This is a genomic window from Flavobacterium zhairuonense, from assembly GCF_004352915.1.
GTDB classification, from domain to species: domain Bacteria; phylum Bacteroidota; class Bacteroidia; order Flavobacteriales; family Flavobacteriaceae; genus Flavobacterium; species Flavobacterium zhairuonense.
The window spans coordinates 16,952-34,261 of sequence record NZ_SJSY01000068.1; the positions used below are offsets into that span (position 1 = coordinate 16,952).

17 protein-coding genes are annotated in these 17,310 nt (G+C 33.2%); 3 read left to right on the forward strand and 14 right to left on the reverse strand.

What is annotated here, in order from left to right:
• Positions 1 to 127: 127 nt before the first annotated feature.
• Together EYY60_RS05940 and EYY60_RS05945 are read right to left on the reverse strand one after the other, a co-directional pair.
• Positions 128 to 1,435 carry an amidohydrolase family protein gene (locus EYY60_RS05940; protein WP_132988472.1) on the reverse strand — a complete coding sequence of 436 codons (1,308 nt, stop codon included), beginning with the start codon at positions 1,433 to 1,435 and terminating at the stop codon, positions 128 to 130.
• A gap of 38 nt (positions 1,436 to 1,473) precedes the next feature.
• Positions 1,474 to 4,473, reverse strand: coding sequence for an amidohydrolase family protein (locus EYY60_RS05945; protein ID WP_132988473.1), 3,000 nt, complete (start codon positions 4,471 to 4,473; stop codon positions 1,474 to 1,476).
• Between the two features lie 131 nt (positions 4,474 to 4,604).
• On the opposite strand from EYY60_RS05945, the gene EYY60_RS05950 reads away from it, so the two are divergent.
• Positions 4,605 to 5,582, forward strand: coding sequence for a Gfo/Idh/MocA family protein (locus EYY60_RS05950; protein WP_132988474.1), 978 nt, complete (start codon positions 4,605 to 4,607; stop codon positions 5,580 to 5,582).
• Positions 5,583 to 5,659: 77 nt separating this feature from the next.
• On the forward strand, positions 5,660 to 7,195 hold the full coding sequence (locus EYY60_RS05955) for a YifB family Mg chelatase-like AAA ATPase (RefSeq protein WP_132988475.1): 1,536 nt from the start codon (positions 5,660 to 5,662) through the stop codon (positions 7,193 to 7,195).
• A 162-nt stretch (positions 7,196 to 7,357) separates the two neighbouring features.
• On the opposite strand, the gene EYY60_RS05960 is transcribed toward EYY60_RS05955, so the two are convergent.
• The 11 genes from EYY60_RS05960 to EYY60_RS06010 form a co-directional block, all read right to left on the reverse strand.
• Positions 7,358 to 7,729, reverse strand: a complete 372-nt coding sequence (locus tag EYY60_RS05960) for a hypothetical protein (RefSeq protein ID WP_132988476.1) — start codon at positions 7,727 to 7,729, stop codon at positions 7,358 to 7,360.
• Positions 7,730 to 7,902: 173 nt separating this feature from the next.
• The gene (locus tag EYY60_RS05965) at positions 7,903 to 8,406 is read right to left on the reverse strand and encodes an SRPBCC family protein (RefSeq protein WP_132988477.1); all 504 of its coding nucleotides are present in this window, start codon (positions 8,404 to 8,406) and stop codon (positions 7,903 to 7,905) included.
• A 44-nt stretch (positions 8,407 to 8,450) separates the two neighbouring features.
• Entirely contained in the window at positions 8,451 to 8,951 is a 501-nt protein-coding gene (locus EYY60_RS05970) for an SRPBCC family protein (protein WP_132988478.1), read from the reverse strand.
• Entirely contained in the window at positions 8,941 to 9,267 is a 327-nt protein-coding gene (locus EYY60_RS05975) for an ArsR/SmtB family transcription factor (RefSeq protein WP_132988479.1), read from the reverse strand. Before EYY60_RS05975 ends, EYY60_RS05970 begins: the two co-directional genes overlap by 11 nt.
• 152 nt (positions 9,268 to 9,419) lie before the next feature.
• A complete protein-coding gene (locus EYY60_RS05980) occupies positions 9,420 to 10,607 on the reverse strand; it encodes a hypothetical protein (RefSeq protein ID WP_132988480.1) in 1,188 nt (395 codons plus the stop codon).
• A gap of 211 nt (positions 10,608 to 10,818) precedes the next feature.
• Complete coding sequence (locus EYY60_RS05985; RefSeq protein ID WP_132988481.1) at positions 10,819 to 11,184, reverse strand: hypothetical protein; 366 nt, start codon at positions 11,182 to 11,184, stop codon at positions 10,819 to 10,821.
• 81 nt (positions 11,185 to 11,265) lie between these two features.
• Entirely contained in the window at positions 11,266 to 11,742 is a 477-nt protein-coding gene (locus tag EYY60_RS05990; protein ID WP_132988482.1) for a DinB family protein, read from the reverse strand.
• Between the two features lie 7 nt (positions 11,743 to 11,749).
• Positions 11,750 to 12,112 carry a hypothetical protein gene (locus tag EYY60_RS05995; protein ID WP_132988483.1) on the reverse strand — a complete coding sequence of 121 codons (363 nt, stop codon included), beginning with the start codon at positions 12,110 to 12,112 and terminating at the stop codon, positions 11,750 to 11,752.
• A gap of 98 nt (positions 12,113 to 12,210) precedes the next feature.
• Entirely contained in the window at positions 12,211 to 12,660 is a 450-nt protein-coding gene (locus EYY60_RS06000) for a hypothetical protein (protein ID WP_132988484.1), read from the reverse strand.
• A gap of 48 nt (positions 12,661 to 12,708) precedes the next feature.
• Positions 12,709 to 13,089, reverse strand: coding sequence for a DUF5071 domain-containing protein (locus EYY60_RS06005; RefSeq protein ID WP_132988485.1), 381 nt, complete (start codon positions 13,087 to 13,089; stop codon positions 12,709 to 12,711).
• 90 nt (positions 13,090 to 13,179) lie between these two features.
• Positions 13,180 to 13,998: an AraC family transcriptional regulator gene (locus EYY60_RS06010; RefSeq protein ID WP_132988486.1), complete on the reverse strand. Its 819-nt coding sequence runs from the start codon at positions 13,996 to 13,998 to the stop codon at positions 13,180 to 13,182.
• 100 nt (positions 13,999 to 14,098) lie between these two features.
• Between EYY60_RS06010 and EYY60_RS06015 the strand changes: the two genes are divergently transcribed.
• Complete coding sequence (locus EYY60_RS06015; protein WP_132988487.1) at positions 14,099 to 15,307, forward strand: MFS transporter; 1,209 nt, start codon at positions 14,099 to 14,101, stop codon at positions 15,305 to 15,307.
• Positions 15,308 to 15,538: 231 nt separating this feature from the next.
• On the opposite strand, the gene EYY60_RS06020 is transcribed toward EYY60_RS06015, so the two are convergent.
• On the reverse strand, positions 15,539 to 17,296 hold the full coding sequence (locus EYY60_RS06020) for a hypothetical protein (RefSeq protein WP_132988488.1): 1,758 nt from the start codon (positions 17,294 to 17,296) through the stop codon (positions 15,539 to 15,541).
• Positions 17,297 to 17,310 lie beyond the last annotated feature (14 nt).

Here is a 17,310-nt window from a genome sequence, read left to right on the forward strand (position 1 = left end):
TTATTCTTAAAATACTGATTTTTTATTCTCAAATTATTCAATGTGTTGTTTAAACTGTTTTGTTTTAAATGAAAAAGGCATCAAATGAATATTTCAGATGATGCCTTTCTGTATTAAAAAAGATGTATTATTTCTGACCGAACTTTTCTTTGAATTTTCTGTTCAATTTATTTTGGAAAGTATCTAAGTTGATATTTCTTCCTTGAATAAAAGCAGTTGTCAATTTGTTTGTGCGCATATCTAAAGCATCTCCTTCAGAAATAAATAAAGTTGCATCTTTACCTGTTTCTAGTGTACCACAAGTTGCATCAATACCTAATAATTTAGCGGTATTTAATGTAATTAACTGCACGGCAACTTCTTTGTCTAAGCCAAAAGCGGCACAAGTTCCTGCCAAGAAAGGCAAGTTTCTCACGCTCATACGCTCGTGATCACCGCTGTTTTCTAATCCTACAACAATACCCTTGTCAGTAAGCATTTTTGCCATTTTATAAGGCAAATTAACATCTTGATCTGCGCTTGTTGGCATATCGTGTACACGTCTTAAAAGTACGCCGACATTGTATTTTAATAATTGAGAAGTTGCTTTGTAAGCTTCAAATCCGCCAATAATTACAATTTTTTTGATTTGATTGTCTGCTGCTAATTGAATGGCATCTACAATTTGTTTTTCTTCATCAGCGTGGATGTACAATGTTTGAGTTCCGTCAAATAATCCTTTTGTAGCTTCCAGAACAATATTTCTTTCTTTTGGCGTTGTTTGATTATACGCTTTTGCATTAATCAAAAATGCATTTATTTCTTCAGACTGTTTTGCGTAATCTTTGTTTGGCTCAATAACTCCAGGCTCAAACCAAGATCCTGATCTTTTGAAACTTGATGGAAAGTTTAAATGAATTCCGTCATTTTCTTTTAAAATTGCATCTTTCCAACTCCAAGCATCTAATTGTACGATTGATGAAGTTCCAGAGATTGTTCCGCCACGTGGTGTAACCTGTGCGATTAAGATCCCATTAGGACGAACGGTTTCGACTACTTTTGATTCTGAATTATAAGCAATAATACTTCTCACATTCGGATTAAAAGTTCCAATTTCTTCCTCATCATCCGATGCTTTTACAGCATCAATTTCTACCAAACCTAAAGTCGCGTTTGAGGCAATAAAACCTGGATAAACGTGTTTTCCGGTCGCGTCAATTGTAGTGTCATAAGCATCAGCGGCAAGTCTGATAGTTGTTGCATCGGCTACTAAAGTCAGTTTTCCATCTTTAAACCCGATTGCGCTATTTTGAATTACTTTTCCGTTCCCCAAGTGCGCAGTCGCATTTAAAATCAAAACCGATTTTGATTGCTTTGGCGCTGGAATTTGCTGTGCATTTAGTTGTACAGAAGCACAAAACAACAGCAGCAGTTTATATATGTTCTTATTTATCATGTTGTATTTTTTTTATCATTATGAATTTTCTAAAGCTCTTATAACTGTTCTAAAGTATCACAGTGATATTCTCTTTTTTCTTTTCTTGTTGGCGCCTGAGTGCTGTTTCCTTTGTTTTTTTCTTGCAGCATTTGTCCAATCAATTCGTTTCTTTCTTTAGTGATGGCCAATTGTTTTTGAGCATCTTTTTCGATATCAAAATAAACTACACCTTCAATAATTGTTTTTTCAGCTTTAGCATAAATAGACAATGGATTTTCGCTCCATAAAACAACATCGGCATCTTTGCCTACTTTCAAGCTTCCTACTTTATCATCAATGTGTAATAATTTTGCTGGGTTCAAAGTCACAAATTTCCAAGCATCTTCTTCAGATACATTTCCGTATTTTACAGCTTTTGCAGCTTCCTGGTTCAATCTTCTTGACATTTCAGCATCATCAGAGTTGTAGGCAACAACTAAGCCTTCATTATGCATAATTGGTCCATTGTACGGAATTGCATCGTTAACCTCAAATTTATAAGCCCACCAGTCAGAGAATGTTGAAGCTCCAACACCGTGTTCTTTCATTTTATCGGCAACTTTATAACCTTCTAAAATGTGTGTGAAAGTATTTACTCTGAAATTGAATTTTTCAGCAACATTCATCAACATCAAAATTTCTGATTCTACATAAGAGTGACAAGTAATGAAACGCTCTTTGTTTAAAATTTCAGCAAGAGTTTGTAATTCTAAATCCACTCTTGGCGCTTTTCCTTTTTTATTTCCACCGTTGAATTTTTTCCAGTTTTCGTCGTATTCTTTAGCCAATTGGAAATAATCTGTGAAAACTTGTTCAACTCCCATTCTGGTTTGTGGAAAACGAGTTGGATTGTCAATTCCCCAGTTCGCTTGTTTTACGTTTTCCCCCAAAGCGAATTTGATGAATTTTGGTTGGTTTTTGTACAACATATCTTCTGCGGCAGAACCCCATTTCCATTTTACAATTGCAGATCTTCCGCCAATTGGGTTTGCAGATCCGTGCAATAATTGAGAAATCGTCACACCTCCAGCTAAATCTCTATAAATATTAATGTCTTCAGAGTTTACAACATCTTGAATCGTAACTTCGGCAGTTGAGTTGTGTCCGCTTTCGTTTACACCTTTAGAAATTGCAATATGTGAATGTTCGTCAATAATTCCGCTTGTAATATGTTTTCCTTTTGCATCAATTACAGTTGCAGATGCGTCAGAAAGATTTTTCCCAACAGCAGCAATTTTTCCGTTTTTGATCAAAACATCAGTTTCAGTAAGAATTCCTTCTTTTTCATTTGTCCAAACTGTAGCATTTTTGAACAATAAAGTTTGAGCAGTTTGTTTTTTAGTATCTCCAAAAGCAACGTTTGGATACGTTACTGGCATAACTGCATTTGGTTTTTCTGGTTTAACGGTATCCTTAACCGCTACAAACGGACTAGTTTTTACTGCATTCCAAACTAATTCATCTCCGTTTGCTAAAACAGCTTTTCCAGAAAGCGCATCTGTTTTTTCAACAAATCCAGTTAAACGTGCAAAGTTTGATTTAATAGTATCTGCAGGTTTGATGACAAGTGAAACCCAATTTTTAGCAATTGAAAAAGTGCTTTTTACTTTTTTAGCATCAGTAGTTGTAATTTCTGATTTTTGAGCATCAGCCGTTCCGTCGATTTTCCATTTATAAGTATCTTTTCCAACAGTCAAGTTGTAATTTCCACGAATATCTTTTGCATTGATATCGTTCACGATATATTTGCTTCCTTGAACCCAGTTTTCATACAAAACTGTTTTTTCGTCAAAAATTTCGCCAGAAGTAATAATGAAATTGGCAAAACTTCCCGTTTTCAAACTTCCAACTTCGTCGCTTTTTCCTAAAATCGCCGCCGGAATTGTAGTTAATGCTTCTAAAGCTTTTGTCTTATCAAAACCATATTTTATTGCTTTCAATAAATTAGGTTTAAAATCTTCAATCTTTTTTAATTTGTCTGTTGTCAAAGCAAAAACAACTCCGTTTTCTGAAAGCACTTTTAAGTTTGTTGGCGCTTGATTCCAGAAACGCATATCAGCCAATTCAATTTGGTTTGACAAATATGGATTAGAAACATCATAAGCATCTGGAAAACTTATTGGAATGATGAATTTTGCATTCGTAGCTTTGATTTCTTCAATTCTTTCAAATTCGTTTCCGCTTCCTTTTAAAACGTAGTTTAAACCAAATTCTTTCGCAATTTTTGAAGCTCTTAAGCTGTTTAATTTATCTTCTGTCGCAAAAATCTGAACCAATTTTTCATTGCTAGCCAGAGCTTCTAATGATAAATCTTTGGTTTCAGAATTTCCTTTTTTGTACCAATCTAAATCTAAATACATTTGACGCAATAAAGCCATCATCCCCATCAAAGAGCTTGGATATGCCTGATTTGTCAAAGCACTTTTTGTAAAAGCAAAGTGATTTGTTAGTTTGTTTGAAATGATTTGTTTGCTGTTGTCTTCATTATTAAGAGCAACTAGAGCTCCAGTTCCTTGAGCGATTCCGTCAATGGTGTGAGTTCCAACAACTCCAAAACCAGCTTTCAAAAATTCTTCCGCTTTTGGTTGGTCGTATTTGAAAGTTTCGTAACCGTTTACTTCAGGTCTAACGCTTTCGTTCCAGTAATAGCCAGTTCTTTTTGTATCATAAATCTGGTTGCGGTTGCGTCCTGGAGGTAAGTTAGATTTTGGTTTTTCGATTCCAAAATTAGTATAGACATCAATAAATGATGGGTAAATTGTTTTTCCTGCCAGATCAATCGTGATGCTGTTTTTAGGAATTGCAATTGAAGTTCCAACTGAAACAACTTTTCCGTCTTGGATCAGCAATGTTCCTTTTTCAATTTTTTGAGTTGGAGTAACATAAATAGTGGCGTTCGTAAAAACAGTGTAATTTTTACTTTTGTTGTGCACACTTTCATTAACAGGGAAATAGTCTTGAGCATACGTTTTTGTTAAAAAAACGCTCAAAAAGAGTAGTAGTAGGGCTTTTTTCATATGGTATTTGCTAATTTGTTGCTAAAAATATGAAAATATGTTAGATAAGTTTTAATTTTCCAAAATGTTTTTTCTCTATTTTAGATGAAGATTTAGGTAAACCACTGATGGATAGTGTATATAGGACATTTATGAAAAATTCGCAAAAAATAAAATGGGGAATTATTGGTTTGGGAAACATAGCTAATCAATTTGCTTCAGATTTACTATTGCTGGAAGATGCTGAATTGACAGCAGTTGCTTCTAGAGATTTATTTAAAGCCAATGATTTTGCCCAAAAATACAATTGTTCAAAAGCCTACGATTCAAATGAATCACTTTTTGCCGATGAAGAAGTTGAAATTATTTACATTGCCACACCACACGATTCGCACGCTGCATTATCGATTAAAGCATTAGAATCTGGAAAACATGTTTTATGTGAAAAACCGTTGTCACTTTCTTATTCGGATGCCATTCGAATGACTGAAGCTTCAAAAAAGAATAATAAGTTCTTTATGGAAGCATTCTGGACCCGATTTATTCCCACAACAAAAGAGGTTTTAGATAAAGTGGCAAAGGAAGAAATAGGCGAAGTAAAATACATAAATGCCGATTTTGCTTTCCGCGGAAGCGAAACTGAAAATCTGAGGCTTTTTGATAAAAAACTTGGCGGAGGCGCGCTGTTTGATATTGGCGTTTATCCGTTATTTCTCTCTTATATACTATTAGGTAAACCAAAAGAAATTATCGCAAAAGCAATTATGCATAAAAACAATATTGATTTGCAGACTTCTATGATTTTGCAATATGAATCGGCACAATCGATTTTGCATGCTTCCATAGTTTCCGATTCGGATATGAAAGCAACTATTGCCGGAACAAAAGGAAGAATTGAACTCAATTCGCCTTGGTTTGTTGCCGATGGATATTCTTTATTTATAAACGACGAAAAAGAAGCGGTTGTCAGTTTGCCAGTCTTAGGAAAGGGATATTCACATGAAATTATGGAATGTCATAATTGTATTCGAAATGGCCAAATTGAAAGTGAGTTTTGGTCGCATCAAAATAGTTTGGATTTGAGTGGGATTGTCGAGGAGATTAAAAAACAGATTGGTCTGAAGTTTTAATTTAAATTTATTGTAATAAAATATTTACAATAATTATTTTTTCATTAGTTTTAAAAACAATTAATGAAAGAAGAATTATGCTAGTAAAAGTTTATGGAAGCGCCGTTTTTGGAGTAGAAGCAACCACCATTACAATGGAAGTTCATATGGATAAAGGGATTGGTTATCATTTAGTTGGACTTCCAGATAATGCTATAAAAGAAAGCAGTTTTAGAATTGCAGCCGCTTTAAAAAACAACGGATTAAATCTTCCTGGAAAAAAAATAACCATCAATATGGCGCCCGCCGACCTCAGAAAAGAAGGTTCTGCATATGATTTGCCACTCGCTATGGGAATTTTGGTTGGTTCTGACCAAATAAAAGCACCCGAAATTGAACAATACATTATTATGGGCGAACTTTCGTTAGATGGAAGTTTACAGCCTATTCGTGGTGCATTGCCCATTGCTATAAAAGCAAAAGAAGAAGGTTATAAAGGATTTTTTCTTCCCATTCAAAATGTAAAAGAAGCAGCAATTGTTGCCGGACTCGATGTTTATGGCGTTTCAAATCTTCAGGAAATAATAGACTTTTTTAAAGGAAAAGGAACTCTCGAGCCGACTGTTATAGATACTCGAACTGAATTTTATAAAACACTCGATTTCCCCGAATTTGATTTTTCAGATGTCCGTGGTCAGGAAAGCATCAAACGTTGTATGGAAATTGCGGCAGCTGGAGGTCATAATATCATTTTAATTGGTCCGCCGGGAGCGGGAAAAACAATGCTGGCAAAACGTGTTCCGAGTATTTTGCCTCCAATGACTTTGCGTGAAGCTTTGGAAACTACAAAAATTCATAGCGTTGCCGGAAAATTAAAAGAAGTCGGTTTAATGAATCAGCGACCGTTTCGAAGCCCGCACCATACCATTTCGAACGTTGCTTTAGTCGGAGGAGGAAGTTATCCGCAACCAGGCGAAATTTCAATGGCACATAACGGTGTTTTATTTTTGGATGAATTACCCGAATTTAAACGCGATGTTTTAGAAGTGATGCGTCAACCCCTTGAAGATCGTGAAGTAACCATTTCTCGTGCTAAATTTACCGTTACATATCCGTCGTCATTTATGTTGGTAGCGAGCATGAACCCAAGTCCGAGTGGATTTTTTAATGATCCAAGTATGCCGAATACCTCATCGCCACATGAGATGCAACGTTATATGAGCAAAATTTCGGGTCCGCTTTTAGACCGAATTGACATTCATATCGAAGTAACACCTGTTCCTTTCGAGAAATTAGCAGACGACCGAAAAGCCGAAAGCAGTGTTGAAATCAGAAAACGTGTCACCGCAGCCAGAGAAATTCAGACGAAGCGTTTTCAGGAAATTGAAAACATACATTACAATGCACAAATGAGTTCTAAGCTAATTCGGGAATTTTGCGCTTTAGACGATCAATCAAAAGAACTCTTAAAAACCGCAATGGAACGCCTGAATCTTTCCGCAAGAGCTTACGATAGAATTTTGAAAGTATCTAGAACAATTGCTGACTTAGATCATTCAGAAAATATTGTCTCGCACCATATTGCGGAAGCTATTCAGTATAGAAGTTTGGATCGTGAAGGATGGCTTGGTTAAATATTAATTGTTAATTATTAATTGTGAATTATAAAAATGATTGTCACCCTGAGCGGAGTCGAAGGCGTTCCTATTGAAACGTGGGCTTCGACTACGCTCAGCCTGACAATGTGAGTGAAACCTGAAACCTGAAACTTGAAACCTGAAACCTGAAACTAAAACTTAATTTCCTTTCATTTCTTTCACTTCTTGTACAGGTTTGTGAAAACTACTTCTGTTAGTTGTAACAATCAAAACGCCGGCTTCACCGTAAGTTCCATAAATACTGATTCCTTTTTGTTTATCGATCGGAATAATTTTCGCGATTTCAATTTTAGACAAAACAAGTTTTTCTTTTTCCAAATCCTGAAAACGATGCGGAATTCCATCGACAACAACGATAGGTTTATCTGTAATTTTTCCTGTTTTCGCTAAATTGGCAATAGAATCAGAAAGGTAAAACTTGTCTTTTCCTTCGTCCGAAAGTTCATAGTTGCTTTGAGAAAATGCTGAAAAAGTGGCAAGAAAAAGAGTCGCGGTAATAAACTTGGTCATACTTTTTTTGGTTAGAATTGTTAGTGTAAAAGGTTGTTTTTTAATTTGTTTTGATATAAATCAAAATCGAAAATACGATTTTTAATGTTAATTAAATCAGCTCATTAATACAAAAAAATCATAAAAAATCCCGCTTCGTGAAAAGCGGGATTTCATTAATAAATCAAGAAAAATTATTTTTGTTTCTCTGCAAAAATGGCATCTAAACCTTCCATCGCACGAGTAAAACCTTCTTTGAATCCCATTTGAATCAACATTTCTAAGTCAGAAAGTTTTTCATGTTTGATTGCAATATCAACAAAAGTTGAACCGTCCTTTTCTGAAAAGCTGACATTCCAGTTAGACCTCGGAAATTCGGTATTTAAATTTCCTTCGCTGTCGCAAAAGGCATCCAAATATTTAAAATTTGTCTTCGGGCTGATTGAAGTAAAATCGGCAATTGCCCAATGTTCTTCGCCTTCTGGGCCAACCATTGCATAAAGTCGGCGACCGCCTTCTTTAAAATCCATGCTTTTCGTTCGGGCTTTCCAAGGAGCTGGCGCCCACCATTGGTCTAGAATTTCAGCTTCTGTCCATGCCGACCAAACGTCAGACAATGAAGCATTAAATTCACGTTTTACATTTACTGTACTTGTTTCTTTATCTACAGTAAAATCCATTAAAAGATTTGATTTCATTTTCTTTAGATTTTAAATTCGTTAATTGATTTAAAAAAAGACTCTTATTTTTTAGCTTCCAAAATTTTATCCAAGCTGTCCATCGCAGATGTAAAACCTTCTTTGAAGCCAGTTTCTATTAATTGTTCTATTTCGGCCAAATTGTCTCTGTGAATCGCAATATCAACAATTGTAGCATTCCCTTCCTCAGAAAATGTAACGCTCCAATTTGAACTTCCAAAATTCGGAATTGGATTTTCGTCGGCATCACAAAAAGTTGAAGTGTGTTTGAAATTCGTTTTTGGAGAAATTGAAGTGTATTCAAAAAAACTCCATCGCTCGTCGCCTTCAGGAGTAACCATTGCATATAATCTTCGTCCGCCTTCCTTAAATTCCATTCTTTTTGTTTTAGATTTTATGGGAGCCGGTGCCCACCATTGATCCAGAATTTCAGCTTCTGTCCATGCCGACCAAACATTTGATAATGGAGCGTTGAATTTGCGTTTTACGTTTACCGTTTTATTTTCCTTGTCTAGGGAAAAATTCATTAATAAATCAGATTTCATTTTCTTTAGATTTTAAATTCATTAATACTTGATCTAATTGGCTGAAACGGCTTTCCCAAATTTTCTTGAACTGTTCCATCCATTGATCTACTTCTTTCATTTTGTCAATTTTGAGCTGATAATAAATTTCTCTGCCCAGTTTTTTTTCTTCCAATAAATCACATTCGTTCAAAACTTTAATGTGTTTAGAAACTGCTTGTCTTGTGGTTTTGAATTGTTCTGCGATTGCATTTGGGGTTAATGCAGTTGTCGAAACCAAAACTAAAATCGCTCTTCGAGTCGGATCGGCGATTGCTTGAAAAATATCTCGTTTCATTTTTAAAATAGAATTACGCAACTAATCAGTTGCAAATATACGCAACTTTTTGGTTGCGCAATTTAAAAAAGCATATTTTTTTAAAGAAAAGAATCTAAACAAAAAAAGGCGCATCAAAAATGCGCCTTTTTCTTTATAAACGTGTTATATAATTACCGTCTAAATTTATTCTTTACAATGATGTCTTTTAGCTTGGCTTTCAGATCTTCGCCTGTATCATAAACCATTTGTTCGTTATTTGGAAACAAGACCGCACGTTTATTGAAGTTGCCTAGATAATTGTCATCGCAAGCATTTTTGTCGCCTTTATAAGTCGAATAGATATTCTCAAAAACAAATTCACTGCTAATTGGAAATGTTTGAACGAGCTGATTCGATTTCAAATCAACGTAATCCACTTTTGCAGTAACCTGGCACGATTTGAATTGTCTAAATTCATAGACCGTTGCGCGAAGAATTTTAAAATTATCTACTTTAATTTCCTTTCCAAGACTGTCTTTTACAGGCTTTCCACGGCTGTCCAAAAGTGTTTTTACGCCATCTTTTACCTGTCTTTCTTTAGTAAATTCCTTTTCTTTGATTTGCTCTGGAGAAATATAAATATCTCTAAAATTAATAATCAGACTATAATCGTAGTTCACATTTTTTTGTCTCGCACTATGATAAACCGTCCATTTGTCGTTTAATCCATAAGTTTTAAAATCCAATAAATCGTCCTGAAGCATTTTTGGAATCACCATATTGGTTTCGTTTTTGGCATAAACATCCACAAAATCAGTTCCTTTAAACTGAGCATCATCCATCAGTTTTTTTGCATTTTTGTAATTCGGATTTAAACTTTCCAAATAGGCAAAATCATCGTAAGCTTTTCTGAAATCCAATTTGCTATTCGATTTCAAAAGGGCAGAAGCGTTTTCATACAGATATTTTGAAAGTGCGTTTTTGCTGTTTATAATTTCATTTGAATAATTATCAAACGGAAAAAGTGCGTTTCTTCCCTGTTTTATCAACTTCAAAGGCAAAATTGGTCTAATTTTTTCCTGACGGTTATTTAGCTGTACATAAGTGTTGTAAATGGGTTCAGCATTTGCGGGATTGTTTTCTTTGTTGAGCATTTCAAGATTACGCAAGTCACGATCTTTCGCTTTAGCAAAAGCTTCTTCAAGCAGATACACATAATCTTGTTTTCCTTTTGAATCTTTATTAGTTCTTAAAGCTTCAACTGCGCGGTCAATTGCGCCGTCATAATTACCGTCGCTTATTAAAGCTTGGGTTGTTTTTACACCGCAAGACGAAAAGGTTAAAAATAATATAGAAAATAGAAAAGTAATTTTTTGCATGTTGTATTTTTTGAAGGTGTAAATATATCTTTTTAACTTTCAACAACTATGCCTTTTTTTAGATTTTTTAAGGAGCAGAAAACCACGTTTTCATAAGAATGTCCAGTCCCGCTTTCGCCTTTATCTCTCCGTTCCACTGCGAGGATATCGGCTCTATCGGGGCTAGATGAGAAGTTTTGTTTTTTTCGAGTAATAAAAAACCGATTACGATTTAGTCACTTACTTTTTTATACTCAAAAGTGCCCACTTCAGGATTTGAGATACTGCGTTTTTCGCTGTCAAAAGAATTAATTTTAAATACAACGGGCAGAATAACAGAAACGATCGTCAACTGAGAATTGTCGCTTGATAATTTCCATTTTGCTTTATGAGATTCATCGCCAATTATACTTTCGAAATCACCATTTTCGCTAAAAACCTGAAAAACCTGATCTGTTTTAAAACGTTTTTTAATGTCTTTTTCTTTTCCGTTTTTGGTCCATTTTACCAATTGCCATTTTCCAATTAATTCTTTAGAAGTTTGAGCCGTGGCAGATAATCCTATTAAAAATACAAAAGCTAAAAATAATTTTCTCATTACTAAAGTTTTAAAGTTGAATTTTAAATTTAGTGATTTTTGTTGATTTGAAAGAAAATTAAACGTTAAGTCTGTAGTTTTTTAGTTTGATAATAACTTATTAATCAGTACAATTTGCCTCTTATGACGCAAAACATGTACAATAGCATGCTCCATTAATTGTTCAATATCATAAAGTTGTCCCCACGAAGTCATCATTTTTAATGAATTGTCATATTGTTCTAGTTCATTGTCTTTAATTTCTCTGAGAACATTTTCAGTATATTCAAAAACATGGGTTAAGTCGTTCAAATATCCTTCAATAGTTGAATGGAAAACTTTTTCGGGGCGGTTAATAGTTTGACCTTTTAGATTTTGAATATTTATTGCATAGATATAACCAGATCTCACAACATGTGATAAAATTGTTTGTATCGATTTACAATCTTCGTTTGTTGTTTTTTCGTCTATGATTTTTGTTAAAGCATTATCGGAAATGGGTTTAATAACATCTTTAAGATCATTAATTGCTTGTTCGTAAATGTCAAGCAATGCTCCAACGGCGCCTTGTCTATTCATTTTTTAGTTATGAAAATTTGTTTTTAATCTGATAAATAATCTCCCAAAAGATAACAGCAAAAACAGCATTTGCAAGTATAGCCGTTTTAACCTGATACGGGTCATACTCAAAAAGCAAATGCAAGTTTGTAAACTTCAAAGCCAGAAAAAGTGCCAATGTTGCAATCGCTATAGCGTAGATTACATTTAATATAGGTTTCCATTTTAAAGCCACAAAAGCATAAATAATATTGAAAACCGCATAACCGAATCCTAACGTTATAAAAGGATCAGTTTCTAATTTTTCACCTATCTTTAAAATAATCGGTGTTGAAATTAGATATAAAAAGAAAAGTATTGAATAAGAAAGAATTCGTATTTGTGGTTTCATTTTTTATTATTTAAGATGAAGTTTTGCAATTGCAAAAGTAATTCGAAAAGATGAATTCTAAATGAAGTTAATTCACTCTTTAGATGTTCTTCGATGTTTTATGGCAATAGTTTTTCTATTTTTTCTTCTGATTTTTCTTTTAAAACGCTATCAGGTTTGAAACTCCAAATGATTAGAAATTTTCCTTTTACAACATATTCTTCTGGATGTTCATCAGTTGGCTGACCGTCTTTTCCCCAAAGTAATCCTTGAAGAAAACGATCTCCTTTAAAAACATGATCAAATTCAAAATACATAATCGAACCACGATCGCCTTTGCTTCTAAAATTCTGAATCGCTTTGCTTTTTACAGTTCCAACAATATTGCTGTAGGTTTCAATATCATTATAAAAAGTGCAGGCTTGTGGCGTGATGCAAATATTACCGTCGTTGAAAGTATAGGCTTTCGGAATTTCTTTTGGCTTTAATTTTAAATCAGCGATAGTTTGACTGAATGAATTGATTGAAAGCAATAAAAATAGTGCTGATAGGGAAATTGTAATTTTCATGATTTGAGATTTGGGTTTGCTAAGCTAAAATAGGATTTTTGTAAAGAACTAAATGAGATTTTTGTTAATTATCTCTTTAGCAATTTCAAAAACTTCTTCGTCGACTTCATCTTTTGTTGGATTTCGTGAAATTCTTTTAATTTCATTCCATACGATTTCATTTTTAATAATTTCTCCAAAGGTCAGAAGAATCCAATATTTCCAAACTTGATCTTCACTTTGTAAGATTTTCAATATTTCAAGCGAAATCTTTTCCGTGTGCGGAATTAAAAGTTCTGCAATTGATTTACTAATTGGCCAGTTCATATCTTGCAACCATTCAAGTAAATTTGGAATAATTGGTTCAATTTGATCAAAAGAAAGACCTTTTAGTTTTTCAACTGTTTCAAAATCAAATTTATCTTTTGGAATTAAATTTTTGATTTTCATATTTAATTCTTTTAATTCGGTTCAGTTTTATTTATTACTATTTAACAGTTATTTTATTTCATTTTTGAAGTTGCTTTAAAGATGCAAACTTTACGCCGATATTTTATCCGTATCATTTTCATCTTCTAAAATATAATTCGAAGGCGTTTTTCCTAAATGTTTTTTGAACATAAAAATAAAAGCGCTGGCAGTTTCATAACCTAAATCTAAAGCGATTTCTTTTATCGATTGTTTTTCACCCAAACGTTTAATCGCTTCAAGCAATTTTAAACGCGTGCGCCAATCACTAAAATTCATTCCTAATTCTTTAATAAATAAGCGCGATAAAGTACGACTGCTCATAAACGAAAGTTCGGCATAATGATCAATCGTGTGTTTGCTTGCGACATCGCTCATTAAAAGTTCAACGACTTTTTGCAGTCTTTCATTATTTGTCGTGGGCAAAAAAGTAGCACTTGGTTCAATCAATGCAAGTTCATCTAGGAAAACGGCAATAATTCGGCGTTGTGAAGCAGTGAGGTTTCCATCAGTTCCAAAAGAAATAATTTTGAAAACCAACTGTTTTAAAAACATTGGAATATCAAAAGAAAAACTATTTGTTGGCAATCCTTCTATAGCTGACGGATCAATAAAAACGCTGTAATAATTAACATCTTTCTGAAAAGTAACCTGATGCTCGACACCGCCCGGAAGCCACAACCCTTGTAACGGATTCACAACCCAAATATGATTTCCAACGACAACGTTCATTACGCCACGAGTAGCATAAATCAATTGCCCGCGAGGATGAGAGTGCGAAATGCACATTTCGTTGTTAACCATTTCAGTATAACCAATAACAGGAATTAATGGATTCACTTGATATCCATAATCCTGTGCCATTCTATATGTCCGAATCTGATTATTCATTGTCCAAATATAGCAATTTTGACATTTTAATTTGTTTCAATTTTGTAAAAAAATAATACAGCTGTTATTTTTAAAATCAAGATTAACCTAAAAACAACTCATGGAAACCGTTAAAGTACAACCAGAAGTAATTAAAAAAACAACGTATTCAATACTTTTTATAATCAGTTTTTCGCATTTGATAAATGACCTTTTACAAGCTGTTGTTCCGTCAATTTATCCTTTAATAAAAGAGAATTTCGGACTGAGTTTTACTCAAATCGGAATTATCACTTTTGCCTATCAAATCGTGGCGTCTATTTTACAACCGTTCGTCGGAATGTATACGGATAAAAATTCTAAACCTTATTCATTGATTGTCGGAATGTGTTTCACCATGACCGGATTATTTCTGGTTTCCATTGCAACAAGTTTTACTTTCTTATTGCTGTCAGTCAGTTTAATCGGAATAGGATCTTCGATTTTTCATCCGGAATCTTCGAGAGTGGCGCATTTGGCTTCTGGCGGAAAAAAAGGATTGGCGCAGTCGATTTTTCAATTAGGAGGAAATGCCGGAAGCGCAATCGGACCTTTATTAGCAGCGTTTATAATCATTCCGCATGGACAAAGTTATGTGGCTTGGTTTTGTATTATCGCTTTAGTCGGAATTTTTGCTTTGTATAAAATCGCGCTTTGGTACACGGAACATTTATCTGAAAGAAATGCCAATAAAGCCGCGCATAAAATCGAAACCCATCATTTGTCTAAAAACAGAGTAATTGCTTCGCTGGTTATTTTATTGGTTTTGATTTTCTCTAAATACTTTTACATGAGCAGTATTACGAGTTATTATACGTTCTTTTTGATTGATAAATTTCACATTTCGATTCAGCAATCTCAGGTTTATTTGTTTTTATTTTCAGGTGCTGTCGCAGCAGGAACTTTGATTGGCGGACCAATTGGAGATCGTTTTGGAAGAAAATATGTAATCTGGGTTTCAATTCTTGGAGTTGCGCCATTTACTTTGATGCTACCTTATGTGGATTTATTTTGGGTCGGAACTTTATCTGTAATTATCGGATTGATTCTTTCTTCGGCATTCTCCGCAATTCTAGTTTACGCAACCGAATTATTGCCAGGAAAAGTTGGTTTAGTAGCCGGTCTTTTCTTTGGTTTTGCTTTTGGAATGGGAGGTTTAGGCTCTGCAGTTTTAGGTAAAATAGCCGATGCAACGAGTATAGAATATGTTTTTAAAATTTGTGCGTTTCTGCCGTTGATTGGGATTATTACTGGGTTTTTACCGAATATTGAAGGGAAAAAGAAAATTTAATTGCGTCCAGCTTTAGCTGGATGAGAAAATGATAAAGAAGTTTAAGGCTTTAGCCAAATTATTCACAATTTGGCTAAAGCCTTTTTTTCATTTTGACATATTCCTTCAGTTAAAACTGGAGGCAACTTATAAAAAATATTTTCTTTTTGCTTGTTAACGCGAGCGTCTCTTTCTCGCTAGTAGGAGGTTATGTTTTTTTTGATTATTATATTTATTGACATATCTACTAGATTAGTGAAGTATTTGTCTAGGTAATCTAACTTTTAAATACTCTTCTAATTTCTGTGATCTTAATGATCCAAACATTATATCTTGGGCAATAAAAAAATCATCAATCGTGATTTTATTATCTCCATCCATATCTATAGCGTCATTAGACATAAAATCTAAAATTGAGTTTAAAATAAAAGTAAGGTAGTATTTCATGTGAGAAATATTTACGTGAATATTATTTTTTATTGCCGCATTATGAACAATTTCATTTCTAATTCTGTATAATCTAGTTAAATTCCAACGAATATTCTCAGAGTGCTTTCTTATTGCGGTACTAATATTACTCGGATCTTGTACCCATTTTTGGAAATAGAGGGCTCTAAATTTTAAAAGTTCATTATCTGTGTTTGCAATAATCTCATTGTATTTATTATTTTTTGTTAAATAAAGTAAAGAATCATCAAAATCAGTAATAGATTGATCTAAATTGTGTCTTCTTAAAGTATTGTGAAAATCTAACAAATTTCGTTTTGCATATATTAAAGAATGAGAAGTCGAATAGTACTTACGTATGCGATCAATAGTTTTCTCTTCGGCATTAAAGGAAGTAAAAATATATTCCAAACCTATCCAATAATTTAGTAGTTTAGTTTCAAGTTCTGGAGATTCACCTCCAGTTCTTAAGTATCTTATTGCAGAAAAAATTTTGTCATATGAGTCTGCGTCTATATTATTAGAATTTATTTTTTTGATTTTATTAAGTAAACGTTCAAATGAATTTTCCGTATAATCGATATAAGCATCAATTTGATAATTCACTGGAATTGTTCTTGATTTAGAAGGATCTTCTTCCCCAATTACTGCTGCTTTATCATAGATATCAATGCTTAAACTATTGTGTCCTAAGTGATATAAATCTAAGTCTTTTGATAATTTTTCTCTTGTTATCTCTAATGCTTTAAATGGATCAAGAGAAGAGACTTTTAAGGCAATCATCTTTGACATTTTATTATCTTCAAGGAAATCATAAACTCTTTGAGAAACTATAGGTTTAAATTCCTTTCTTATTTTTTTATTAATAACTAAATAGTTGGGATCTATTTTTTGAAGTTGTGATATTTCAAAATTATGGCTTTGAATACTAAATAAAACTTTGAAATTCTCTGCTTGACGATTTTTTAATGTAATCCACTCATTATACCTTTCAGAAAATCCATAATTAGCATCTTTTTTGTATATAAATAATACTTGAAATAAATTATATAAATAATTTTTTGCATAACCTTTGTTAATGAGTTCAGTAAATAAATAGTTCAGATGTAGTAGTACTTTTTTTATTTCATTATAAATTAAATCATCACTTTGCGTGTCATCAAAATTATTTAAAGAGTTTTCAATTTCATCAAATAAATACTCAAGATAATTTGAATTTTCTTGAAGTATAATTCTACAAGCTTGAACAATTCTAGAATAATTCTCTTTTTTTGTACTTTTTAATAGCTCTAAAAAATATTGTCTATTTACTTTTGAGAATTTAAGTCCATCATTGTTTTCATTCAAAATATTTGCCAGTTCTGCAGCGGTTGCCTGTGAATAATCATTATTGGTCAAATAAGTTAATTGGCATGTTGAAACTAATTCTTCAATTAAAGATTTTGGATTATGAAGCCTCAATTTATAAGAGTCTAAACTTCCTTTATAAAGTAATTCACTAGTTTTGGCAATAAAAATTCGTTGAATTTTGTTTACAGGATAATTTAAGATAATATTTTGCATAATTATTGTAAGTT